19 protein-coding genes are annotated in these 24,060 nt (G+C 66.2%); 11 read left to right on the forward strand and 8 right to left on the reverse strand.

From position 1 onward, the window contains the following. Nucleotides 1-111 precede the first annotated feature (111 nt). From ASG79_RS06120 to ASG79_RS06130, 3 genes are all read right to left on the reverse strand, one after another. Nucleotides 112-507: a DUF1622 domain-containing protein gene (locus ASG79_RS06120; RefSeq protein WP_018771399.1), complete on the reverse strand. Its 396-nt coding sequence runs from the start codon at nt 505-507 to the stop codon at nt 112-114. Between the two features lie 69 nt (nt 508-576). Beyond that, a complete protein-coding gene (locus tag ASG79_RS06125; RefSeq protein WP_056389326.1) occupies nt 577-1,437 on the reverse strand; it encodes an SDR family oxidoreductase in 861 nt (286 codons plus the stop codon). A 3-nt stretch (nt 1,438-1,440) separates the two neighbouring features. Next, complete coding sequence (locus ASG79_RS06130; RefSeq protein WP_056389329.1) at nt 1,441-2,361, reverse strand: MSMEG_6728 family protein; 921 nt, start codon at nt 2,359-2,361, stop codon at nt 1,441-1,443. Nucleotides 2,362-2,517: 156 nt separating this feature from the next. Here ASG79_RS06130 and ASG79_RS06135 point away from each other — a divergent pair, with 156 nt between their 5' ends. Then, the gene (locus ASG79_RS06135) at nt 2,518-3,105 is read left to right on the forward strand and encodes a hypothetical protein (protein WP_018771396.1); all 588 of its coding nucleotides are present in this window, start codon (nt 2,518-2,520) and stop codon (nt 3,103-3,105) included. Nucleotides 3,106-3,287: 182 nt separating this feature from the next. Here the strand turns inward: ASG79_RS06135 and ASG79_RS06140 are convergent, their stop codons facing one another. Continuing rightward, the gene (locus ASG79_RS06140) at nt 3,288-3,929 is read right to left on the reverse strand and encodes a transglycosylase family protein (RefSeq protein WP_056389450.1); all 642 of its coding nucleotides are present in this window, start codon (nt 3,927-3,929) and stop codon (nt 3,288-3,290) included. Between the two features lie 312 nt (nt 3,930-4,241). On the opposite strand from ASG79_RS06140, the gene ASG79_RS06145 reads away from it, so the two are divergent. From ASG79_RS06145 to ASG79_RS06155, 3 genes are all read left to right on the forward strand, one after another. Then, entirely contained in the window at nt 4,242-5,303 is a 1,062-nt protein-coding gene (locus tag ASG79_RS06145) for an adenosine deaminase (RefSeq protein ID WP_414730904.1), read from the forward strand. 261 nt (nt 5,304-5,564) lie between these two features. Further along, nucleotides 5,565-6,506, forward strand: a complete 942-nt coding sequence (locus tag ASG79_RS06150) for a glycosidase (protein ID WP_018771393.1) — start codon at nt 5,565-5,567, stop codon at nt 6,504-6,506. A gap of 105 nt (nt 6,507-6,611) precedes the next feature. Continuing rightward, nucleotides 6,612-6,926: an acylphosphatase gene (locus ASG79_RS06155; RefSeq protein WP_056389332.1), complete on the forward strand. Its 315-nt coding sequence runs from the start codon at nt 6,612-6,614 to the stop codon at nt 6,924-6,926. Between the two features lie 54 nt (nt 6,927-6,980). Here ASG79_RS06155 and ASG79_RS06160 read toward each other — a convergent pair whose 3' ends face one another. After that, nucleotides 6,981-10,628 (reverse strand): TM0106 family RecB-like putative nuclease, encoded by a 3,648-nt coding sequence (locus ASG79_RS06160; protein WP_056389335.1) that lies wholly within the window; start codon nt 10,626-10,628, stop codon nt 6,981-6,983. Nucleotides 10,629-10,766: 138 nt separating this feature from the next. Continuing rightward, nucleotides 10,767-11,492: a GntR family transcriptional regulator gene (locus tag ASG79_RS06165; protein ID WP_056389338.1), complete on the reverse strand. Its 726-nt coding sequence runs from the start codon at nt 11,490-11,492 to the stop codon at nt 10,767-10,769. 185 nt (nt 11,493-11,677) lie between these two features. Here ASG79_RS06165 and ASG79_RS06170 point away from each other — a divergent pair, with 185 nt between their 5' ends. The 6 genes from ASG79_RS06170 (at nt 11,678) to eda (ending at nt 18,469) form a co-directional block, all read left to right on the forward strand. Beyond that, nucleotides 11,678-13,075: an MFS transporter gene (locus ASG79_RS06170; RefSeq protein WP_018771388.1), complete on the forward strand. Its 1,398-nt coding sequence runs from the start codon at nt 11,678-11,680 to the stop codon at nt 13,073-13,075. Continuing rightward, nucleotides 13,072-14,100 (forward strand): L-idonate 5-dehydrogenase, encoded by a 1,029-nt coding sequence (locus ASG79_RS06175; RefSeq protein ID WP_056389340.1) that lies wholly within the window; start codon nt 13,072-13,074, stop codon nt 14,098-14,100. Before ASG79_RS06170 ends, ASG79_RS06175 begins: the two co-directional genes overlap by 4 nt. Before the next feature lie 101 nt (nt 14,101-14,201). Next, nucleotides 14,202-15,413 carry a D-mannonate dehydratase ManD gene (gene manD / locus ASG79_RS06180; RefSeq protein WP_056389343.1) on the forward strand — a complete coding sequence of 404 codons (1,212 nt, stop codon included), beginning with the start codon at nt 14,202-14,204 and terminating at the stop codon, nt 15,411-15,413. Continuing rightward, complete coding sequence (locus tag ASG79_RS06185; protein ID WP_235509746.1) at nt 15,410-16,396, forward strand: PfkB family carbohydrate kinase; 987 nt, start codon at nt 15,410-15,412, stop codon at nt 16,394-16,396. The genes manD and ASG79_RS06185 overlap by 4 nt, the downstream gene beginning before the upstream one ends. Next, complete coding sequence (locus ASG79_RS06190; RefSeq protein ID WP_235509747.1) at nt 16,318-17,850, forward strand: mannitol dehydrogenase family protein; 1,533 nt, start codon at nt 16,318-16,320, stop codon at nt 17,848-17,850. The genes ASG79_RS06185 and ASG79_RS06190 overlap by 79 nt, the downstream gene beginning before the upstream one ends. After that, nucleotides 17,843-18,469: a bifunctional 4-hydroxy-2-oxoglutarate aldolase/2-dehydro-3-deoxy-phosphogluconate aldolase gene (eda, locus tag ASG79_RS06195; protein WP_056389346.1), complete on the forward strand. Its 627-nt coding sequence runs from the start codon at nt 17,843-17,845 to the stop codon at nt 18,467-18,469. Before ASG79_RS06190 ends, eda begins: the two co-directional genes overlap by 8 nt. A 25-nt stretch (nt 18,470-18,494) precedes the next feature. Here eda and ASG79_RS06200 read toward each other — a convergent pair whose 3' ends face one another. Further along, complete coding sequence (locus ASG79_RS06200; protein WP_018771382.1) at nt 18,495-19,697, reverse strand: TerC family protein; 1,203 nt, start codon at nt 19,695-19,697, stop codon at nt 18,495-18,497. A 37-nt stretch (nt 19,698-19,734) separates the two neighbouring features. Further along, nucleotides 19,735-21,471 carry a RecQ family ATP-dependent DNA helicase gene (locus tag ASG79_RS06205; protein WP_056389349.1) on the reverse strand — a complete coding sequence of 579 codons (1,737 nt, stop codon included), beginning with the start codon at nt 21,469-21,471 and terminating at the stop codon, nt 19,735-19,737. Between the two features lie 251 nt (nt 21,472-21,722). Here ASG79_RS06205 and ASG79_RS06210 point away from each other — a divergent pair, with 251 nt between their 5' ends. Then, nucleotides 21,723-24,050, forward strand: a complete 2,328-nt coding sequence (locus ASG79_RS06210; protein WP_056389352.1) for an FdhF/YdeP family oxidoreductase — start codon at nt 21,723-21,725, stop codon at nt 24,048-24,050. Nucleotides 24,051-24,060 lie beyond the last annotated feature (10 nt).

Below are 24,060 nucleotides of genomic sequence, written 5' to 3' on the forward strand. Positions count from 1 at the left end.
GAACGGCCCGTCCAGCTGCTCCCCAATGGCCTCCATAACCCAACTCTGCCAGCCACCACCGACAATCAAGAGCCCCCAAAACCCCTATGTGGAAAACCCAACCCCGGGTGCTCAGCGTGGGGCGGCGGCGGAGCCGGTACGGGCCGCTGCCGGCTCCTTTTGCCAGGGCCAGCGCCCCGTGATTTCCAATTCCAGGGAGAAGCTGAGGAACGTCCTGATCAGCACGATGATGGCCAGCACCCCAACGCTGGCGAACGTGGGTGTGACGGCAACGGTGCGGATGATGTCGGCGGCGACGAGCAGTTCAAGGCCCAGCAGGATGGACCGGCCCAGCAACTGGCGGTAGGACCGGTAGAAACCCAGCTTCCCGGCCCCCGGTGGAAGCTGGTGCGGCTGATGGCCACGGATCGCCAGCGGGAGGGACACCACGGCCCCGATCACCATCACCGCGACTCCCGCAAAGTCGACAAGCTGCCCAACTGCCTCAATGACCTGCCGAAATTCCATGCCCCGCCTTAGCTCGGGCCAGGCATCCCGCGGCCAACCTGGCTGTAACCCATTGGACGGCGGCCTTCGTCACGGATGGCGGATGCCGTTCCCTGCTATGACGTCCCTGTACCCTTCCCGGAACGTGGGAAACGTGAAGGTGAACCCGGTGCTTCGGAGCAGGTGGTTACGGCAACGCTTGTTGCCTCCACGAGCGGGACCGGCGTCACCCACCCGGGGTTTTGGAAGCCCAAGTTCGGCTGCAAGGAACCGCAACACGGAACCCAGCTCGGCCGGCTCATCATCCACGCCGATATATGCCGGCGCGGGCGCAGCCTCCATGGTGGCAAGGTGCACAATGGCGGCCGCTGCATCGTCACGGTGGATCCGGTTGGTGTAGCGCACGTCCTCGGGAACCACGGCCGAGCCTGTCTTCACCTGGTCAATCAGGCGCGTCCGGTCCGGCCCGTAGATGCCTCCCAACCTGAGCGCAATACCGGTGGTCCCGGTTCCCGCAAGCCTGTTGTGCAGGAGATCCTCGGCTTCCACCAGCACCCGTCCGGAGAAGCCGCCCGGATCCGGCGCCGTGGATTCGTCCACCCAGCCGCCACCCGCATCGCCGTAGACGGCCGTGGAGGAAACAAATAACACCCGGTCCGGGTGCACGCCGTCACGCTCGAGCGCATCCAGGACATGTGCCACACCACGTACATACGCCGTCCGGTATGCCTCTTCCGAGGGGGAATCGGCAGCGACGGCAATGACGACGGCGGTGGTGTCCGCAGGGACTGGCGGCAGTTCGGGCGAGCCCAGGTCCGCCGCAGCACCTTCAATGGCTGCCGGAAGCTTCGCAGGGGACCGGCGCCAGCCCACAACCCTGTGCCCCGACGCAGCGAACCTGAGCCCCGCTTCGGTACCCAGGTCGCCGCACCCTGCCAAAAGAATCGTCACGGCCTACGGCGCCTCAACCGGGAAGAACACGCGCGGATCCTGCAACAGCGCCGGGTACGCGAACGCGGAGCGGTCAATGATCTCCATGACCTCGAAATTCCTGCCAAAGCGGCCGTCATCGAGGGTGATGGGGCGCCCCACGACCTGTCCCACGGCGAACCTGGCTCCGTTCTCGAACGGAACCGCAACCGGCGTCTTCCCCGGGAGGGTCCGGAACGCCTCCTCCTGCGCCGCGCGCTTGCGGGTGGGCTTCTTCTCCTGAGGCTTCGGGGGCGCCTTCTTGGGCGCCCGTGACGGCCGGCGGGACCCGTCGTCCACGTAGACAGGGGAGTAACCGTCATCTCCGGCCGACATCGCGGCCGCGGCAGCAGCGCTCCGGTTCACCGGCGGAAGCGCAACGGTCCCGAGCGACTGGGGGTCGACGTCGTCATGCGGCTCCCGCAGGATCCAGAGAATGTCCCCCTCCGGTTCCTGCGGCAGGAATTCGTGCCGGGGTTCGGGCCAGACGTAGTCCATGTCCGGAATGGCGTCCGGGAAAACGGACGTGTAGAACTTCGGTTCCTTGTGCACCAGCTTGGAACGGTGGCTCAGGTGGAAGTCGGGGTCCCCGAGCCAGGGCGGCAGGATGATCTTGGCGGCGTAGTCAGGATGGGCAGCCTGCGGCGCAAACTCGGCGATGTTCGCCCGGGTGTTGTCCGGGTGGCCACGTTCGATCCATTCGTCCACCATCGCCAGCCCATACATGGTGAGGGCCGGCACGTGGCCCATCCACATGCGGATCGCGGGGTGGGTCTGCCAACCGTACCCGGGAATCACCAGGGCGCGGAGGGTCTGCAGCGCTTCAACCCGCTGCTTGCCCAGCCGTGCAGTGTCCAGGGCTTTGGCGCTTTGGCGGAAGTCAGGGTACGGGAGGAAGGTTTGCATCTATTCAGTCTGACGGTCCCCGGCGGAAGTGCCAATTGCTGTGCCAACGGCCACATCGCGGAGAGGTTAATGTCCAAATAGTGGACGCATGCATACGACGTTCAGGTTAAACCACTAAGATCACCGCAACCCCAACCGCGTTTCGGAAGCTCTCTCATGACATCTACACCTGACAAAGCAGTCGCCCACGCCCGCACCGCCCTGCCCCGTTTCGGGCAGATGCTGGCCCCGGAAGCCCAGGGAATCCTGGTCCTCGACGAGTTCACCATCGATCCCGCCGCCGCGCGCAAGGACCAGCACCGGTTCCGCGACGGCATGGCCACCGTGGCCAGGACGGTCCGGCGGATCGCCGCCCTTCGCGTGGTCATCGCGCTTGTGGCCATTGGCAACCTGCCCCTGTTCCTGCTGTCCAGCGGCGTGTGGATCTACGGAGTCTCACTCGCCCTGGTCGTTGCGGTCCACGCAGCAGTGACGCTGCTCAACCGGCACGAACCGCGGCTCAAGCAGCGCTCCGCCCTGGAACTGCACATGCACCGCGAACGCAGCGCCAACTACCGCAAGGTGCGCGACGCCGTGAAATACATGATCGACACCCCCAGCCGCATGAACGAGCACCTCTACCTGGAGTTGCTGGCCGTCAAGCGTGTCGCCCTGAACCTTGCGCACGGCACGGTTGCCCTGCTGGACACCAGCGACGACTCCGCCTGGAAGGTGCGGATCGTCCGCGAACTGCCGGCCAGCTGACCGGCGGTTCCCTGCCGACTCCGGCAGCGGCCCGGGAATTAAAAGAACGACGCCGGCACATCCCTTGTGGGGGTGTGCCGGCGTCGTCTTTTGGTCAACGGAATTTGTCTATCGCCGACCTGTCTGTGTCGCCTTCCAAAAGGCGGGCGGCCAGGGGGCCGCTGGTGATGCCGCCTCAGGCGTTACGCGGGAAGCTGGATAACCTGTCCCTCGAACACGAGGTTCGGATCCGAAATAGTGTCCAGGTTGGCGTCGGCAAGATGCTGCCAGCCGCCCTGGATGCCCAGCTTGTCGGCAACAATGCTCAGGGTATCCCCGGCCTGCAGCGTGTAGGTCTCGCCGCTAAGGGCAACCGACGTAGCATGCCGCGGCGCCGGTGCCTGCTTAACCGGAGCACTTTGAGCCGGGGCACTTTGAACTTGGACGCTCTGCGTGGGAGCAGCCTGGACGGGCGCGCTCTGGACCGGGGCTCCGCCGCCACCGCTCAGGCCGAGCTGGGACGCGCAGGAGGGCCAGGCACCCCAACCCTGGGAGGCCTGGACCCGCTCCGCTACCGCGATCTGCTGTTCACGGCTGGCATCCGCGGGGGAGCCGGTTCCGCCGTAAGCGGCCCAGGTGCTGGAGGTAAACTGCAGGCCGCCGGAGAAGCCGTTACCGGTGTTGATGGACCAATTGCCGCCGCTCTCGCACTGGGCGAGTGCATCCCAGGTGGAGGTCGGGGTGGCTGCGTTGGCCGCCGTGGCTGAGAGGGCCAAACCTGCCGCGGAGACGGCGGCCAGGGTGACTCCACGGCGTGCGGCAGTACGGAATTTGGTGTTTTTCATGATGGTGATGCTCCTGAAGGCCACCAGCGCTGGTTCCGTCCCCGGAGATCGTCGCGCCACTGCCCGCCCCTGACAAATAGAGGTCACTGTCGGTGGCTGCCGCTGGGCAGTTCTGGTGGAGGCAGCACCGGGCAATCAAAGAGCCCGCCGGGCGGGCATGCATTTCACGCTAGGACATCGCTTTGGCGTTATCAAATCGAGATTCCAGCAGGGGTGTCGGGTAGGTGCAGTGCATCTGCGGGGAGCCGGCGGTCTTTAAGGCGTCGAAGTCCCGGGCAGGCGCAAAACCGGGAGGGGCACTATCCTGACCGGATGGACAACTTTGCCGGCGGCAGCACCATGCCCGAAGCCGAAACGGACCCTGCGGAACCCGCAGCCCCTGCCAAGCCCCTCCCGGTGGCAGAACTGCACCTGCACATCGAGGGCACGCTGCAGCCCGAGCTCATCTTTGCCTTGGCCGAGCGCAACGGTATTGCGCTGCCGTATTCCGGTCTGGACGAACTCCGCGAGAAGTATGAGTTCACGGATCTGCAGTCCTTCCTTGACCTCTACTACGCCAACATGGCGGTGCTGCGAACCGAGCAGGACTTTGCGGACATGACCCGGGCCTACCTGGAGCGGGCTGCTGCCGCCGGGGTCCGGCACGCGGAAATCATGATGGACCCGCAGGCGCACCTCTCCCGCGGCATTCCCCTTGAGGCGTGCGTCAGGGGTGTGGCATCGGTGCTGGAGACCTCGGAGGAGGACTACGGTATCTCCACCATCCTGATCGCGGCATTCCTCCGGGACCTGCCGGAGGACTCCGCGCTGGAAGTCCTCGGCCGGCTGCTGGCCATGAATGCGCCCATCGGTGCCATCGGCCTGGATTCGGCCGAAGTGGGAAACCCGCCGTCCAAGTTTGAGCGGCTGTACGCGAAGGCGCGTGAAGCAGGCCTGCGGTTGACGGCGCACGCGGGGGAGGAGGGCCCGGCGTCGTACATCATCGAAGCCCTGGACCTCCTGGGCGTGGAGCGGATCGACCACGGGATCCGCTGCATGGATGACCCCGACCTGGTGGAGCGCCTGGTGGACGAACGCATTCCCCTGACGGTCTGTCCCCTGTCCAACGTCCGGCTCCGTGCCGTAGACACCCTGGCCGACCATCCGTTGCCCGCGATGCTGGCCGCCGGACTCAACGTCTCGGTCAACTCAGACGATCCCGCCTACTTCGGCGGCTACGTGGATGACAACTTTGCGCAGCTGACTTCGGTGTTTGAACTCTCTGATTTCGACAGGGCACGCCTCGCAGCGAACTCCATCCATTCCTCGTTCGCGTCAGAGGAGCGGAAAGCGGAGCTGCTGGCGGAATTGAACGGCAGGGAAGTGTCCGACTGACCGCTGCTGTGTCGGGGGCAACAGCCGGTCTTTCTGCCCGGTAAACTAAGTGCCGCAGGCGTGTCTGGGGAGTGCAGGGCAGCATCCATGCCAGCACTTGAGGGTTATGCAGACAGCCCTTACCCGAGACCTCCGCCTCACTTGCGGCACAATCCGCTTCATAGTCGGTCACGACACGCAGAATTTACCAATTAAAGTCGCGCGATTTAATGGGCTGTTGGCAAGATGCCTAAGACCGATCGCTTTTATATAAGGGGAATCATGGCCAAGTCCACCGCAGAAAACACCTACCTTCGACTCAAGACCGTGCTCGATGTCCTGACCGAAGGCGTGTGGTCCGGCGATGCACTGAATGCAGGCCAGGTCCTGGCGGAAGCAACTGCCCGCGTGCCGTTCAACGAGCATGAGGCAGAACTTCTCAGCGGCGGAATCCCGCGCGGCCACAAGACCCTCACCTCCGCCACCGCCAAGCTGGTCAAGGCCGGCTGGCTGATCAAGGGCCGCTCGGGCTGGACCATCACCGAGGACGGCATGCGCGCTACCGTCGCCTTCCCCGACGCTGATTCCTTCGCCGCAGCGCTCGACGCCGGCACTCCCGTCCCTGCCGATACTCCCGTTCCCACGGCTCCCGAAGGCTTTGTCCGCCCGGTCTCCGCCGCCGCGGCGACGCTGGAGGTTCCGGCCAAGGAGGAGGCTCCGAAGAAGACCGCCAGGAAGGCTCCCGCGAAGAAGGCCGCCTCGGCGGTGGGCAAGGCAGCCAAGGCGATCGAAGACGCCGTCGAACCCGTAGTGAAGGCAGTACGCAAGGGCAAGGCTTCGGCCAAGGACAAGGCAGCAGCAGCCCCCGCTGCCGAGACCTCCGCCGCCACCGAGCCGTTCGAGGGCCCGGACGTTGAAACCCTTCCGCAGCCCGAAGCTGTGGCCTTGGCTGGTGACTTCAACACCATCCTGGGTGCCCCGGAGAACTGGGCACCGCAGTACGACGAAGCGCAGATGGAATTCGATTTCCTGGACCAGCTGTGGAAGAAGAGCGCCGAGCTTCCCGCCGGGTTCTACACCTTCAAGATCGCCCTCAACCGATCCTGGACTGAGAACTACGGTGCCTTCGGCACGTTCGACGGTCCCAACCACGAGTTGCACCACGCCGGCGGCAAGGTGACCATCCGCTACAACCACGCCACCCGCGACATCACCATCAACTAAGGGATGCATCCGCCCGGCCGGGCCGCGCTGACTGTCGTTTCCAAACAACGGTGACAGGTAGCGCGGCCCGGCCGGGACGGCAAGCTGCGGACGAGGAGGTCCACCATGGGTAGGCACGCAGGGCCCGCGCAGGAAAACCCGGCGCAGGCCAATATCCGGCTGGACGCGCGCGTGTCCGGCATGGTGCAGGCTGTGGGCTTCCGCTTCCGGACCATGGGCCAGGCTGAGGACCTTGGACTTTCCGGCGAAGTGAAGAACCTCGACGACGGTTCGGTTTCCGTGGTGGCCGAGGGGCCCGAGCCGAAGGTGCGCCAGCTCCTGGAGTGGCTCAAATCCGGCCGCACGCCGGGCCGGGTGGACAACGTGGAGGCATCGATATCCGAAGCCTCCGGTCAATTCCGCGGCTTCCGGGCGCACTGAGTCGCTCCCGCGGCAGCGACGTTCCCGCGGCGCCGTCAGGGGGCCTGTCCCGCACTAATCCCGCGGACTAAGCCCGATGAAGGCCCCGAGTTCCTCCAGCCCCGCGGGCTTGTGCGGCATGTAGCTGGTGAGGTCGGGGGAACGGATGATGACCGCGCGCCACTGGCCGCGGGACACCGCCACGTTGATGCGGTTCCGGTTGAGCAGGAACTCCGCTCCCCGCGGAGCCTCTGAGACGGCCGAGCATGCCATGGAGACCAGCACTACGGGAGCTTCCTGGCCCTGGAACTTGTCCACGGTGCCCACCCGGACATCGGGCAGTCCGGCCTCCGCCAGGTGCCTGCGGATCAGGTGGACCTGGGCGTTGTAGGCGGCCACCACCAGCAGGTCCTGCTGCCCGAGGGGGCGGGATTCGGTGTCCGGGCCGCAGGTCCATTTCAGGCCCAGGTGCCGGCGGGCCTGGCTTACCACTTCTGTAGCTTCTTCTTTTGACGCGGTGGCGTTGCCGGTGTGGTTGACGAACACCGTCTCCACCCCGGGCGCCAGGACCTCCAGTTCGCGAAGGGACGCGGCCGGAGCCGATGCCAGCCTTCCCTCGTAGCCGAGGTTCGACACTGCCCGGCACAGGTCCGGATGCATCCGCCAGGTATCGGCGAGGAAGTAGCCCAGGCTTACGGGAAGGGTGGCGTGGCCGGCCGCGAGCCAGCCAAGCGCGGACTGGTCCACTGGTTCCGGGTGCGCGCCCTGGGTGACTTGCGGGAGCTGCTGGGGGTCGCCCAGCAGGAGCAGCCGCGTACCCGCGACGCTGACCGCCAGGGTGTTGGCCAGCGAGAACTGCCCGGCCTCGTCAATGACCAGGAGATCGAGGGACCCGGCGGGGACTTCCTTGCCGGTCATGGTCCACGCGGTGCCGCCCACCAGGCATCCGCCCGGGGATGCCAGCAGGCGGGACACGTCGCCTTCTGAGGTGAGGTTCCAGGGGACAGGATGGGGTGCGGCCAGTTTCTTGCCCACCACCTGGGGGTCCACTCCGCCGGTTTCGATTGCCCGGCAGAGCAGGTTTTCCACCACGTTGTGGGACTGGGCAACCACCCCGACCTTCCAGCCCTCGGCCACCAGCCTGCCGATGACGTGGGCACCAACGTAGGTCTTGCCTGTCCCTGGCGGACCCTGGACGGCCAGATAGGAGTGGTCCAGGTCCCGCAAAGATTCGGTGATGGCCCCCGCGTAATCGGCTGAACCATCGTCGCCATGCCGGACGTCCGCCGGCCCTGGCAGCGAGTGGAACCGCGGCGGCAACTTGCGCAGGATGTCCAGGCCCGGTTGCGCGGGGAGGGACGGCACCGAAGCCCCGACAGCGCTGGCGATGTCCGCGATGGCTGCTTCAATGCTGGCGGTGGCCAGGGGCTGGTCCTCCGTGAGTGCCACCGGAAGGTGCGGATAGGCGCGAACTTTGCCGGTCTCCCGCTCGGCAATGGTCACGAAGTGTTCCGGGCTGTCCGGTGCCGGCTCCAGTTCGCTGATCCTGGTCCCGAAGGAGTAGGCCCTGGTCCCCGGGGCAGCGTCCGGGGCGGTCATGCCATCAGGTCCCGGGGCGTCGTACAGCCGGCACCAGTTGGAGTCGGCGCGGAAATCGGAGCCCTCCGTCATGGTGCCTCGGAGCTTCAGGACGCGGGTTTGCATCCGTTCCCGGGGCTTGGCCAACGCCCAGTCCGAGACGACTTCCGCTGACGATACAACGAACACGTTCCGTTGGTCGGACCAGTTTTCCAGCGGCGCCTCGACCCGGTCGAAGTGTTGCCACCAGAACTGCTTGCGCTCACGCCGGTGATATCCGGTGGCTGCCGCAACCATGGCGATGGCACGCTCGTCGTCAGTCCACGGGCGGTTGTCCGGCAGGCCGGCAAGATACTCGCGGAGCCGACGTTCTTCGGCGGTTTCGTCCTGCGCATCCTGGCGTCCGTCGACTGCGGGATCTGTCGGGGGAGCAACGGTCAAAGCAGCCACCGCAGGGGCGTCCCCTGACGCTTGGGCGTCCGCAGGGGCCACGGAAGCGATTCGAAGCAACCAGTCACGCAGCCGAAGGGTGGAGAGGCAGTCGTACCGGTTGTAGTCGGAAATCGACGCCAGGATGGTGTCGGCCTCGTCCTGCCGCCCTTCATCGCGGGCGGCACAATAGGCGGCGTAGGCAACCACCGAAGCGCCGGCGTCCTTGACGTCCCCGGACCGGAGGTTGTCTCCCATGTACAGCGGTTCAAGCTTCTTGATGGAGTACGACGCCTCCGAGATCCGAAGGGAATGCCGCACCGTGGCGTACAGGTCCACCAGCAGCCCCTGCCGGAGCCAGTCATCCACCGTGTCCTCGCCCGCCTGGTGCGCAAGCGAAAGGTTCCGCAGCGCGGTCTTTTCGTACGGGGCGTAGTGGTAAACGTGCATGTCCGGGTACCGGGCGCGCCGCTTCTCCACGTAGTCCAGGAAGTCCAGGAAGGCGCGGCGCTCCCCGGAACGGGAGTGCGCCCAGAACGGGCGGAAGACGGGATCGCCTTCCGCACCAGGCACCGGGGCCTCGATGACGCCAAAGAGGTATTCAATGCCCCACGCGCCGGTGGCCGGGTCCTGCCACAGCGGATCGCCCTCGAAGTCGAAGAAGATGTCCCCGGCACTGGGGGCGGGCAGCGATCCGATGGTGTTGTCCGGAAGGACCGTGTAGGAGACCGTGTGCGGCTGGCCATCCTTGGTAAATGTCCTCGAGCCTGCGGGCTGGTCCAGGCCCAGCTGCATCCTCGCCTGGGCGCGGAGCCGGGCCACGGAGTTCCTGGCTTCGCCGGCCGGCATGGCTGCCAGTTCATCGATGCTGGTGATCTTCGCAGCATGAAGTTTCCGTCGCTGGACCACGGACATGCCCGCCACCATCAGCAGATCCCTGTGCAACTTCACCTGCTCGGCGCAGTAGTCGCAGCGCCCGCAATGCACGACGCCGGGCTGCTGCCACTGGACGGGACCATCGGCCGCCCGGTGGGTGGCTGTGAGTTGGCGGAAGCGCCGCCGTCGTTCACGGAAAACGGGCAGCAGGTCCGGCAGGGAATGGCTGCTCCGCAGCCAATCGTCGCCGACGCGGGTGCCGAGGACCAGCGTGACGGCGGGGGAGGGATCCAGCCCCATCCCGAGGAGCTGGTCGCCGTAGGCAGCCAGCTGCAGCAGGGCCCCCACCTTGGCGTGCCGGGCAAGTTTGGTGTCCCAGACCTCGTACCGGCCGGGGTTCCCGGTGCCTGCCGCCTCATTGACCAGGAAATCCGCGTAACCAAGGAACTCGCCGTCGAAGAAGGTGGCCTGGAACACGACGTCCGCCCCGGACCGCAGGGCAAGTTCGGTCTCTGCGTGTTTCGCCTGAAGCTCGCCCCGGAGGTTTTGGCCGCGGTCCAGTGAGTAGACGCCGGACCCGCGGCCCGCGTCCCATTGGCCGTACTTGGCCACCAGGCTGGCCAGCACGGTCTGTTCATGCCGGTCGCCCAGTTCGCCGGCGCGCTTCTGCATCTCATCGACCGGGAACTCTGCCTTGGGAGTACGCCCCAGCTTTTCGTCCAGGATTCGCAGCGTGCGGTACTCACACTCGGAAGCTGCCACAAGGTCGCTGGCGGAGAAGACCAGGTCCGGCGGCGCAGCGGATCCGGCATGATGACCGGCAGCGTCCAGCAGAAACACGGGGCCTCCCCAACTGTTTGCGGGCCCGGAGACGGTTTCCCTGGCCTGGAATCAAACCTAGCAAGAGGGACTGACAAACAGATGCCGGGTCAGTGGAATGGGTTTCTTGATCCGGGAGGAAACGGCGTGGGACGCCCGTTAAGTCAGGCGGGCAACGCTCCGCCGTGAAGGACGCCGGGCAGCCGCGTCGGAGAACAGCTCCGGGGTGGATTCCTGGATGCGCTGGACGTCCTCGAAGACGGCGCGAAGGTGAAGGCGCAGGCGGCTGTCCGCATCGGAAAGGTCGTTGGCTTCCAGTGCGTCCACCACGGCCGTGTGCTGCTCGATCAAGGTGGAAACGGGCCGGGTGTCCAGCAGGCTCATCCGGCGCGCCCGGTCCAGGTGTGCCTTGGCGGAGTTGACCGCACTCCAGGCGGATTCGTGTCCGGCCAGGCGCAGGAGTTCCCGGTGGAAATCCTCGTCCAGCCGGAAGAATTCCTCCACGTCGCCGCTGGCGTCAGCATCCGACTGCGCCTTGAGAATACCCCGCAGGACGCCGATGCCTTCCGCGTCCACGGCGAGATCCCGGAGCGACGCGCACTCGATGGCTTCGCGGATGAACTGCGCTTCGGAGACCCGCGCCAGGTCCACCAGCGAGACGAACGAGCCGATCTGGGGAAAGACCTGCACCAGTCCTTCCTCGCGGAGCAGGATGAGGCTCTCGCGTACCGGCGTGCGGCTGACGCCCAGCTCCTGCGCCAGCTCGTTCTCGGATAGGGGCTCGCCCGGCGGGAGTTGCAGCGAGATGATCCTGCTGCGGAGCGTCTCGAGGGTTTGGTCGCGCACCGAAAGCCGGGGGGAAGCACCTCTTTTGTCCGTTGCCATGCCATTAGTCTAGCCCGTTGACACACTAGAATGGTAGTGCTTGTATGGTAGTAGAAATCGAAGTGCTGCCGGTTCACTGATGCCCATCCGAGGGGCCCGGCCGGGCAGTCCACAGCTTTCCGCTGTTCAATCCCCTTCAACGTTTTTCCTCCCCCTAGACAGCATCACCTGCAAAGGAGCAACTGATGACCGAAAGCATTGCACCGCCTACCAGCAGCAAGGTTGAAGCCCGGAACACCCGCGACCTCGCAAAGGTGGCCGTCTCCGGCTGGCTTGGCACGGCCATGGAATTCATGGACTTCCAGCTGTACTCCCTGGCAGCCGCCATCGTCTTCAACAAGATCTTCTTCCCGGACGTCAGCCCCGTCATCGGCCTGATCGCCGCGATGGCCACCTACGGCGTGGGGTACGTTGCCCGCCTCTTCGGTGCTGTCTACTTCGGCCGCATGGGCGACCGCATCGGCCGCAAGAAGGTCCTGTACATCACCATCGCCCTGATGGGTGCCTCCACCACCCTGATCGGCGTACTTCCCACCTACGCCATGGTGGGCATCTGGGCACCCATCCTCCTGGTGGCCCTGCGCCTCATCCAGGGTTTCGGGGCCGGCGCGGAAATCGCGGGTGCCACGGTGATGCTGGCGGAGTTCGCTTCGGCTCGCCGACGCGGCATCATCTCTTCCCTGGTCTGCCTGGGCACCAACTCCGGAACCCTGGGCGCCTCGGCATTGTGGGCCATCCTGGTCAGTTCCCTTTCGCAGGAGGACCTGCTGAGCTGGGGCTGGCGCGTCCCGTTCCTTGCCAGCTTCGTGATCATGCTGTTCGCCGTCTGGATCCGCCGCTCCATCAAGGAAAGCCCGGTCTTCGAACAGCGTGCCGACGTGGTTGACGGCGTGGCACTCACCAAGGACAAGATCAAGAGCGCAGCCGCAAAGGCCCCCGAACTCGCGGGAACCAGCACCATCGAAGCTGCCCTGCACCAGAAGAAGGGCAAGGCGTTCCTGATCGCACTGGGCCTGCGCTTTGGCCAGGCCGGCAACTCCGGACTGGTGCAGACCTTCCTGGTGGGCTACCTGGCCACCGTCCTGATGACGGACAAGAGCGTGGGCACCAACGCGATCATGTACGGCTCGATCCTCGGCTTCGTCACCATCCCCTTGATTGGCCTCCTTGGTGACCGCTTCGGCCGCCGCCCCCTGTACCTGGTGCTCAGCGCCCTCACTGCCCTCTACGCCATCCCGATGATGCTCATGATCACCAGCGGCAATTCGGCGCTTATCACCATCGCCATGGTCATCGGCCTGAACCTGGGCGTGCTGAGCCTCTTCGCCATGGAAAGCGTCACCATGGCCGAGTTCTTCGGTGCCCGCACCCGCTTCACGCAACTGGCGCTCGCCAAGGAGATCGGCGGCATCCTGGCCACAGCCATCGGCCCGCTGCTGGCGGCAACGCTTACCGCAGTCACCGGACACTGGTGGCCGCTCGCCGCCATGGTCATCGGCTACTCGCTGATCACCCTGGTCTCCGCAGCTGTTGGCCCCGAGGTCCGCGGCCGCGACATGGTCCGCCTGGAGGACGCAGTATGAAGGCAGTCGTCGTCCACGGTGCCAACGACCTCCGCATCGATGACCGGCCCGAGCCCGTCGCCGGGCCCGGAGAGGTAGTGCTCGACGTCGAATGGGGCGGCATTTGCGGCAGCGACCTTTCGTACTGGCGCCACGGAGCGTCGGGTACCGCGGCGCTGAAGTCACCGCTCGTCCTGGGGCACGAGGTGGCGGGCCGGATCGCCAAGCTGGGCGCCGGCGTCGAACATCTCGAAGTGGGCCAGCCCGTCACGGTGCATCCCGCCGAACTGGTGGGGGACGGCGCGCTGCCGGAGCGGCTCCGGGGCCGGACCAACCTCTACCCGCAGATCCGCTACTTCGGCTCGGCGGCGTTCGACCCCCACACCGACGGTGGGTTCAGCGAACGGAAACTCGCCAAGGCATTCCAGGTCCGGCCGCTTCCGGACGGGGTGGACACCCTCCGTGGGGCACTGGCGGAGCCGCTCGCCGTCGCCATGCATGCCGTCAGCCGCGCCGGCAGCCTGCAAGGCCGGGACGTGCTGGTCAACGGTGCCGGGCCCATCGGGTCGCTGGTCACGGCGGCCGCCAAGTACGCCGGAGCCCGGACCGTGATTGCCACCGACATCAGCGACGCGTCTCTGCGGATTGCCAAGGCCATGGGCGCCGACGAGGTACTGAACGTCTCGCACGGGGCACTTCCCACGGACATGGAGCTCGTCTTCGAGGCCACCGGCATCCCCGCAGTCCTGGGCGGAGTCCTGCGCGCCACGGCCCGCGGCGGCACCGTCGTCCAGGTGGGCAACCTGCCCGGCACCCCTGCGGCCTCCGCGCTGGGGGACCTGGTCACCCGGGAAATCACCTGGATCGGGTCCTACAGGTTCGTGGATGAAATCACCGATGCCTTGCAGGCCATGAAGGACGGCCTGGACGTCTCGCCCATCATCACCCACAAGTTCGCCATCGAGGACGCGGCGCAAGCCATGCAAACGGCCGCGGACCCCGCGGCCGGCAGCAGCAAGGTCATGCTCCGCCTCAGCTCGGACTGACACCCACCCCCACCAAAACAGCGGTAAGTGCCCGTTCTGAACCCTCACAGCGGGCACTTACCGCCACCGAACATTGCATACCACCATGAGAAGGACTCCCAGTGAAGATCACCGACGCACGGGTTGTGGTTTCGTCGCCCGGACGGAACTACGTCACGCTCGTAATTGAAACCGAGGACGGCATCACCGGCATCGGCGACGCCACTTTGAACGGTCGCGAGCTGGCTGTAGCCTCCTATCTCTCCGAGCACCTCTGCCCGTTGCTCATCGGCCGCGATGCCCGCCGCATCGAGGATGCCTGGCAGTACTTCTACAAGGGCGCCTACTGGCGCCGCGGCCCGGTGACCATGACGGCCATCGCAGCCATCGACGTCGCACTCTGGGACATCAAGGGCAAGGCGGCCGGCATGCCGGTCTATGAACTCCTGGGCGGCGCGGCCCGCGAGGGCGTGATGGTCTACGGACACGCCAGCGGCACTACCCTTGAGGACCTCAGCGCAGACTTCCAGCATCACCTGGACCTTGGCTACAAGGCCATCCGCGCCCAGGCAGCCGTGCCCGGCCTGGACAAGACCTACGGGATCGCCCCCGTGGACGGCAGACTCTACGAGCCGGCCAGCGGCAACGTGCCCCAGGAAGACACCTGGGAGACCACCGCCTACCTGGACTTCGCACCGAAAATGATGGCCCACGTCCGAGGGGAGTTCGGCTACGGCGTCCACGTCCTGCACGATGTCCATCACCGGCTCACGCCCATCGAAGCAGGCCGGCTTGGCGCCTCCCTTGAGCAGTACCGGCCGTTTTGGATTGAGGACCCGACGCCGGCCGAAGACCAGTCGGCATTCCGCCTGATCCGCCAGCACACCACCACGCCCGTGGCTGTGGGCGAGGTGTTCAACTCCATCTGGGACTGCCAGCAGCTCATCACCGAACGCCTGATCGACTACATCCGCACCTCCGTCTCGCACGCCGGCGGCATCACGCACCTGCGCCGCATTTTCTCGCTCGCGGACCTCTACGGCGTCCGCTCCGGCTCGCACGGCGCGGGTGATCTGTCGCCGGCCTCGTTCGCAGCCGCACTGCACGTTGACATGAGCATCCCCAACTTCGGCATCCAGGAATACATGGGCCACCGCGACCCCGCCGGGGAAGTCTTCACCACCTCCTACACCTTCAGCGACGGCTACATGCACCCCGGGGACGCTCCCGGCATCGGCGTAGAGTTCAATGAGGAAGCCGCCGCACGCTTCCCCTTCGACCCCAAGTACCTGCCGGTGAACCGGCGCCTGGACGGATCGGTGCACGACTGGTGAACACTGCAGCCCACCAACCCTTTGACGTGGTGGTGATGGGGGAGATCCTCGTCGAAGTCGCCACCGACCTTCCCTTTGCCCACGGCGTTCCCGCGCAGCTTGGCATCTCCGGCGACGCCCTCAACGTCGCAGCCTCCGCAGCCGCCGCAGGCGCCACGGTAGGCCTGTTGTCCGTGCTGACCGATGACGAATTGGGCCACGCCATTGCCGCCCGTATCGCCGAACTGGGCGTTTCGACCGACCTTCTAAAGTTCCGGCGCGGCCAGCAGGGCGTTTACCTGGTCCACAGCGATCCCGCCGGCGAACGCGAGTTCTCCTACGCCCGCAGCGGCAGCGTGGGTTCCACCTTGGGCCCGGAGGACGTCGATCCCGAAGTTGTCGCGGCAGCCGGGGCCCTGGTGGCGGGCGGCATCGCCTGCGCCATTTCACCAACGTCGCGCGCCGCCGTCGTCAAAGCTGCCGGCCTGGCCACACGCTTTGTCTACGATCCCAATTACCGCCCCCGCCTCACCACCGTGGAAGAGGCGACGGCGGCACTCACCGCCCTGGCGCCGCAGGCCTTCCTGGTCACGCCGTCATTCCCCGGCGAGACGGATGCGCTGCTGGGCGTTGCCTCTCCGCAGGAGGCCGCGGCCAAGCTGCGCTCGCTGGGTACCGCCAACGTTGCCGTCACCTGTGGGGCGGAAGGGGTCCAGCTCGAATGGAGCGGCGACGCCGCCCAAGGTGCCGGCTCTGCGTGGGTGCCGGCGGTTCCCGCCCCCGCCGTGGTGGACCAGACCGGTGCCGGGGACGCGTTCGTTGGGACGCTCACCGCGCGTCTGGTGCTGGGCGACGACTTCCCGACGGCGGCACGTTTCGGGGCTGCCGCATCGTCGCTGGTGGTGGGCGGTAAGGGCGGTACCGGTTGCATCCCCACATTCGAACAGACCAGGGCGCACGCCTCCGGGAACTTCTCCGAAGGAGCGCAGCCATCGAACGCCTGACTACATCTTCCCTGGCAACCAGCGGACACCACGCCGGCATCAAGCGGGACAAACTGCAGCCCGGCATCGTCCACCTGGGCCTGGGAGCCTTCGCCCGCGCCCACACCGCGGTCTTCACGGAAGACGCAATGCTTGCCGCCGGCGACTTCGAGTGGGGGATCATCGGGGTCACCCAGCGTTCCAGCACCGTGGCCCGGCAACTGGCGCCCCAGGATGGCTTGTTCACCGTGGCAGAACGGGGAGGCAACGCCGCCCCGCTGCGTGTGGTCTCCAGCATCGTCGACGCCATATCCGGGCGTGACAACCCGGAACTGGTGGTCGAGCGGATCGCCGCACCGGCCACAAAGATCGTCACCCTCACCATCACGGAAAAGGGATACCGGTTCGATCCGAAAACCCGCACCCTTGACCTGCAGGACCCGGATGTCCAGGCGGACCTCTCGGGACGCCCGCCGCGTACCGCCATCGGGCAAATTGTCCGTGGCCTGCAGCAACGGCCACTCACGGGTGCCGGAGCCATCACCGTGGTGTCCTGCGACAACCTGCCCGGCAACGGCGAACTGACCGGAACCCTGGTCCGGAATTTCGCGGCCGCCCTGCCCGCACCTGAAAGCGAACCCCTGCTGGCCTGGTTGGCAGGAAACGCAACCTTCCCCAGCACCATGGTCGACCGGATGGTGCCGGCCAGCATGCCAGGCGACCTGGCCGGCGTCGAACGTGAACTTGGCCTTCGGGACGAAGCCGCCGTGGTGGCCGAACCCTTCAAGCAATGGGTGATTGAGGACAATTTCGCCGCCGGCAGGCCGCGCTGGGAGGATGCCGGGGCGGTGTTCAGCACCGACGTCGCCGCGTGGGAGGCAGCAAAGCTGAGGCTGCTGAACGCCAGCCATTCGATGCTGGCCTATCTGGGGCTCGCCGCGGGCAAGGAAACCATCAGCGACGCCGTGGCCGTGGACGCGTTCCACACCGCCTGCCGGCGCATGATGCTCCAGGAAGCGCTGCCCACCATCACCCTCCCGGCCGGGCTGGGCGGGGAGCAGTACTGCGACGAGGTGCTCCGCCGCTTCGCCAACCCCGCCCTGGGCCACACCACCGCGAAAGTGGGCAGCGACGGTTCCCAGAAGATAGGGCTGCGCCTGCTGCCCACCATCAGGGGAACGCTCGACGCCGGTCGCGAACCCCGCTGGGCTGCGCTCGCCATTGCCGCGTGGATGCACCATATGGCCGCCACCCTGGAAACCGACCTCAACGATCCGCTGGCCGCGGAGCTGAACGCAACACTGCCGGCCGCCAGGGACGCCGACAGCGTGGTGCCTGCACTGCTGGGCTTCCGGCCCGTTTTTGACCAGGACCTGGCGGAACATGGCGGCTTCCGCAACCTGCTCCTGCACTGGTACCGCATCATCGAAACCAACGGGCCGGACGGCCTGGGAAATGAGATCAACCATGGCTGACGCATCAGGCGTCCTTGGCGTTTCACCTGTCATCCCGGTGGTCACCATCGACGACGCCCAGGATGCGGTGCCCCTGGCCCGTGCCCTGGTGGACGGCGGCGTGAAGACCATCGAGCTGACGCTGCGCACCGACTCCGCGCTGACCTCGCTGAAGCTGATCGCCGAGGAGGTGCCGGACATCCTGGTGGGCGCCGGCACCATCCTCACGCCGGGCCAGGCCGACGCCGCCGTCCAAGCGGGTGCCACATTCCTGGTCAGCCCCGGTGTCACCCCGGCCCTGCTCAAGCACATGCTGTCCCTGGACGTCCCGGTGCTGCCCGGCGTCGCCACCGTGGGCGAGGTAATGGCCGTCCTGGAAGCCGGATTGGATGCGATGAAGTTCTTCCCCGCCGGGCCTGCAGGCGGTCCGTCCTATCTGGCGGCCATCGGGGCGCCCCTCCCACACGTGCAGTTCTGCCCCACCGGCGGCATCAGCCTGGCCACCGCCCCGGATTACCTTCGGCTGCCGAATGTGGCCTGCGTGGGCGGCAGCTGGCTCACTCCGGCGGACGCCGTCGCGGCCAAGGACTGGGCGCGGATCACCAGCCTGGCCAGCGGGGCGGCCGCGCTGGGCCGGTAACCCATCCCCGCAAGCCGGCCGGGCGTCAGCTCTCGGCTGCGGCAGCCCGGACCTGGGCCTTGTCGTGCTCCGCGTGGGCGTTGCGCAGCAGCTCCATGAACTCGGTTTCGTTGCGGACCAGCCGCTTGTACTTCTCGGGAAGCTTGCGGATCTGGTTTTCTTCGCGGCACATCTTGGCGAAGATCTTGTCGCGTTCGGCCATGTCCGTCTCGTAGTTGAGGTCCATGTATTCCGTGGCGTGGCGCCGCGCCCCGGACACCGCGTTCTTGGCCTTGCCCTTGGGGCTGAAGATGGACGCCAGGATGGTCACCACCAGGACACCCAGGATGACGCCCAGCGAGACAACGGTGCTGACCTCCACCACGTTGACGTGCTTGCCGTCGTTGATGAAGGGAAGGGTGTTCTCGTGCAGGGCGTGCAGGATGAGCTTCACGCCGATGAAACCCAGGATGACCGCCAGGCCGTACGAAAGGAAGATCAGCCGGTCCAGCAGGCCGTCAATCAGGAAGAACAGCTGGCGCAGGCCCATCAGCGAGAACGCGGTGGCGGTGAACACGATGAACACGTTCTGGGTGAGGCCGAAGATGGCCGGAATTGAATCCAGGGCGAACAGGATGTCCGTGCCGCCGATGGCCACCATCACCAGCAGCATCGGCGTCAGGACCCGCTTGCCGTTCTCCACTGTGAAGAGTTTGTCGCCGTCGTAGTGTTGCGACGCCGGCAGGAGCTTCCTGGCAAGCCGGACCACCAGGCCTTCGGAGTCGTCGTCGTGGCTGTCGGGTTTGAGCAGGTTGCCGGCGGTGAGCAGCAGGATGAGCCCGAAGATGTAGAACACCCAGGCAAAACTGTTGATCAGTGCCGCGCCCAGGAAGATGAACGCCGTGCGGGCGATCAGGGAGAACACGATGCCGAACAGCAGCACCTTTTGCTGGTCCGCGCGGGGCACCTTGAAACTGGCCATGATGATGAGGAAGACGAAGAGGTTGTCCACTGACAACGCCTTCTCCGTCACGTAGCCGGCAAAATATTCCGTCCCCATGTCGGGTCCGCCGAACACCAGTACGGCCAGCCCGAACAGCACGGCAATTCCCACGTAGATCGCGGACCAGGTGGCGGATTCCTTGAGGGAGGGCGTGTGGGCCTTACGGACGTGGAAGAAGAAGTCGAAGGCCAGCAGCCCCACGATTCCCGCAATGGTCAGGGTCCAGATATAAGCAGATACTTCCACGCGGCGGGCCTTTCGTCGGAGGGTCCCTCCAGCCTACCTAAGCGGGCTTCAGGAGTTCGTGCTCCATGACGGCGGTCCGGGACAGCGTCTTGTACCCCTCCTGTTCAAAGAGCACCGTGATGACGTCGTCCTCGTGCCGCATCACCAGGCCGGGCCCCCACTCCTTGTGCACCACCGCGGACTGCAGCGGGAAAGGCTCGGCGGCGGCGGAAGCCGGCCCGCCGCCGTCGGACGCCTTGCCCGGCTGTTTCTTCCCCTGCTTTTGCTTGGCGTGGGACTTCTTTCCCGCCTTCCCCTTGTCCGGCTGCCCCGCGTCCCCCGAAGCGGCAGCAGCGCACCCGTCGCAGTTTCCGCACGGCTCCGGCAGGTCCTCGCCGAAGTAGCCCAGCAGGAACTGCCGCCGGCAGCCGTCCGTCTCCGCGTACGCACGCATCATGGTCAGCCGGGACTGGTCCACGCGCTGCCGGGCTTCGGCGAGTTCGACGGCGTCGTCCACCAGGGCGGGCAGCTTGGCTTTGGAGGTCAGCCGGATGCCCCGCTTGCCTGTGCTGACGGCGCCAACCTCTTCCAGCTGGTTGATGAGTCCCGTGATGCGGCGGGCGGGTAACCCGGTGAGCTCGGCCAGGGACGCCTTCGGCGCGGGAGCCTTGGCGGCCTTGAGAATCTTCAGCACGGCCAGGAGGGAACCGGTGTCGGGGGAGTGGGTGCCGAAGAACTTCCGCAGGCCGAGGTCCTCGGAGCGGTAATGCAGCACGGCGGATGCGGGTTCGCCATCCCTGCCTGCCCGTCCGATCTCCTGGTAGTAGGAGTCCAGCGACTCCGGAATGTCGGCATGCACCACGAACCGGACGTTCGGCTTGTCGATGCCCATGCCGAACGCCGTGGTGGCAACCACGACGTCCAGCTGGTCAGCCAGGAACAGCTCATGGATGTGTTCCCGGTCCCTCGCGGAACGGCCGGCATGGTAAGCCTCCGCGCGCAGCCCCTCCTTGACAAGCTTGGCCGCGTATTTCTCCGTGTCCTTCCGGGTGGCCGCATACAGCAGGCCTCGACCCTTCCCGGCCAGCTCCGCCACCTGCTCAAGGACGGCCTTGCGCTTGCCCTTGTCCTCATGGTGGCGGACCACATCGAGGCTGATGTTGGGCCGGTCGAAGCCATGGACCAGGACCAGTGGCTGGTTCATGCCCAGCCGCTCCACGATCTCGTCCCTGACCGGCGGGGAGGCCGTAGCGGTCAAGGCAGCCACGGGCGGATTGCCCAGCTGTTCCCGGACATTGCCGAGGGCGAGGTAGTCAGGTCGGAAATCGTGGCCCCAGGAGGAAACGCAGTGGGCCTCGTCCACCACGAAGAGGGAGATGTTTAGGGCTTTGATCCGGTCCACGGTTGACTGCTTGGCCAGCTGTTCGGGGGCGAGGAACAGGAACACGGCCTGGCCATCCTCGGCGGCCTGCCATGAAGCCTCGACTTCGGCGTCTCTGTGCGAGGAGTTGATGGCCACAGCGGCATCCGGCCCGAGCGCCTGGGCCAGGCCGTCCAACTGGTCCTCCTGCAGGGCAATGAGCGGTGAAACCACGACGGCGGGACGTCCGGTGGTCCTGTGCAGGTGCAGGGCGGCGACCTGGTAGATGGCGGATTTGCCATATCCGGTGGGCATCACGGCCAGGACGTCGCGGCCGTCCGCAAGGGCTGCCATGCCAGCCAATTGGCCGTCCCGCAGGTGGGGCAGCGAGAAGGGTGATTCAGCAAGGGCCCGGAGGGCTGGTTCGTCGGCCATGGAAAGCGGCTCCGCACAGAAGAAAACTGCGGCCGCTTGCTTCAGCCGTAGGAACCACCCTACGCCAGCCCCGCGCCGCCGTCGTAAACCTTCGGGCGTATGTGGAAAAGCAGGCCGGACAGGGTGTCAGCCCACGGGCCTGCCGGCCGGCGGCCGTCCTTGACTTCAGGGGCAGCCTCAACAACTGTGGAAATTACCGAAACGGCTGGGCAGCAGGCGCATCTGGGACCGGCAAGCAAGGAGAACCCAACGTGGCGCGCGAAAACCCGAAGGTCGAAGAACCCGACGAATCCGAACTTGAGGTGAGCGGCCATCCCAAGACCTGGGCTGCCGGCGTGCCCGGCGTCTACCACTCGATGCAGCCTGCCCTCAAGCACATGGGCGTGGAGCGCTCGCGCAAGACCCTGCTGGCGCTGAACCAGAAGGACGGCTTTGACTGCATGAGCTGCGCGTGGCCGGACCCGGGCCACCGCAAGACCTTCGAATTCTGTGAGAACGGGGCCAAGGCGGTCACCTGGGAAGCCACCCCTGTGGTGGTCGGAAGCGAATTCTGGGCCGGGCATCCCGTCAGCGAACTGCGCCGGCGCACCGAGTACTGGCTGGGGATGCAGGGCCGGCTCACCGAACCGGTGTACAAGCCCGCGGGGGAGGACCACTACCGTCCGGTCAGTTGGGAGGATGCCTTCACGATCATCGCGGACAAGCTGAAGTCCTTGCCCAACCCCAACCAGGCAACGTTCTACACCAGCGGCCGCACCTCCAACGAGGCCGCCTTCCTGTACCAGTTGTTCATCCGGGCCTACGGCACCAACAACCTGCCCGACTGTTCCAACATGTGCCACGAGTCCTCGGGCTGGGGCATGGGCCAGACCATCGGCGTGGGCAAAGCGACCGTCTCCTACGACGACTTCGGCAAGGCCGACCTGATCATCGTCATGGGCCAGAACCCGGGCACCAACCACCCGCGCATGCTGACGGCACTGGAAGAAGCCAAGGAGGCCGGCGGCCACATCGTCGCCATCAACCCGCTGCCCGAGGCCGGACTGATGCGGTACAAGAACCCGCAAAAGGTCAAGGGCGTCATCGGCCACGGCACCCAGATTGCCGACCAGTTCCTGCAGGTGCGGATCGGCGGGGACATGGCCCTGTTGCAGGCCGTTTCGAAACGGGTGCTGGATGCCGAGGATGCCAATCCGGGCAACGTCCTGGATCACGCCTTCCTCCAGGAACACTGCGAGGGGCTGGCTGAACTCCGGGCGCACCTGGCCAACCTCGACGAAGCCGCGGTCCTCGAAGCCACGGGTCTGCGCAGCGGGGAAATCGATGAACTGGCGGCCCGCTATCTGGCTGCGGACAAGGTCATCATCACCTGGGCCATGGGCATAACCCAGCAGAAAAAGGGCGTCGCCACCATCAAGGAGATCATCAACCTCCTGCTGCTGCGCGGCAACATCGGAAAACCCGGCGCCGGGGCTTCCCCAATCCGCGGCCACAGCAACGTCCAGGGTGACCGCACCATGGGCATCTGGGAACAGATGCCGCCTGCCTTCCTGGACGCCCTGGGCAAGGAGTTCAGCTTCGAACCGCCCCGGGAACACGGCGCGGATGCCGTGGAAACCGTCCGGCAGATGCGCGACGGTGGCATCAAGGTCTTTGTGGGGCTTGGCGGCAACTTCGTGGGCGCCATGTCGGACACCTCAACGGCCGAGAACGCCATGGAGAACACCGAACTTTCCGTGCAGATCTCCACCAAGCTCAATCACTCGCATGGAGTCACCGGGGCTGAAGCGCTCATCCTGCCAACCTTGGGCCGGACGGAGATCGACCGCCAGGAAACCGGGCCGCAGTTTGTTTCAGTGGAGGACACCGTCTGCGCGGTGCACTCTTCCCACGGCACGGTGGAACCGGTGGGACCCAACCTGCTGTCCGAGGTGGCGATCATCTGCCGGCTGGCCCAGGCGACGCTGGGAGACACCATCAACGCCGACTGGGCCGGCTTCGAGAAGAACTACGACCTCATCCGGGACCACATCTCCCGCGTTGTCAACGGGTGCGGGGACTACAACCGCAAGATCCGGCAGGACGGCGGCTTCGTGCTGCCCAACGGCCCGCGGGATTCACGGACTTTCCACACTCCCACCGGCAAGGCCATCCTGACGGTCAACGAACTTGAGCACGTGGAACGCCCCGCCGGCACCCTGATCCTGCAGAGCATGCGCTCGCATGACCAGTTCAACACCACCATCTACGGCAACAACGACCGTTACCGTGGCATCAGGAAGGGCCGCGAAGTGGTTTTCGTCAACCCGGCAGACCTTGCCGAACTGGGGCTGGCCGACGGGCAGCGCGTCGACATCCGCGGCGTATACAGGGACAACGTGGAACGGGTCCTCTGGAACTACCGCGTGGTGTCCTATCCGTCCGCGAAGGGCTGTGCCGCGGCGTACTACCCCGAGGCCAATGTCCTGGTTCCGCTGGACAGCGTGGCCGAGGGCAGCCAGACACCCGTGTCCAAGGCGGTCATCGTCCGACTGGAGCCGGTGAAGGTACTGGAGGACGAGCCCACCGCCGCGGGCTGACTGTCCTCGC

The sequence above is a fragment of the Arthrobacter sp. Soil761 genome (assembly GCF_001428325.1).
Lineage (GTDB): Bacteria > Actinomycetota > Actinomycetes > Actinomycetales > Micrococcaceae > Arthrobacter.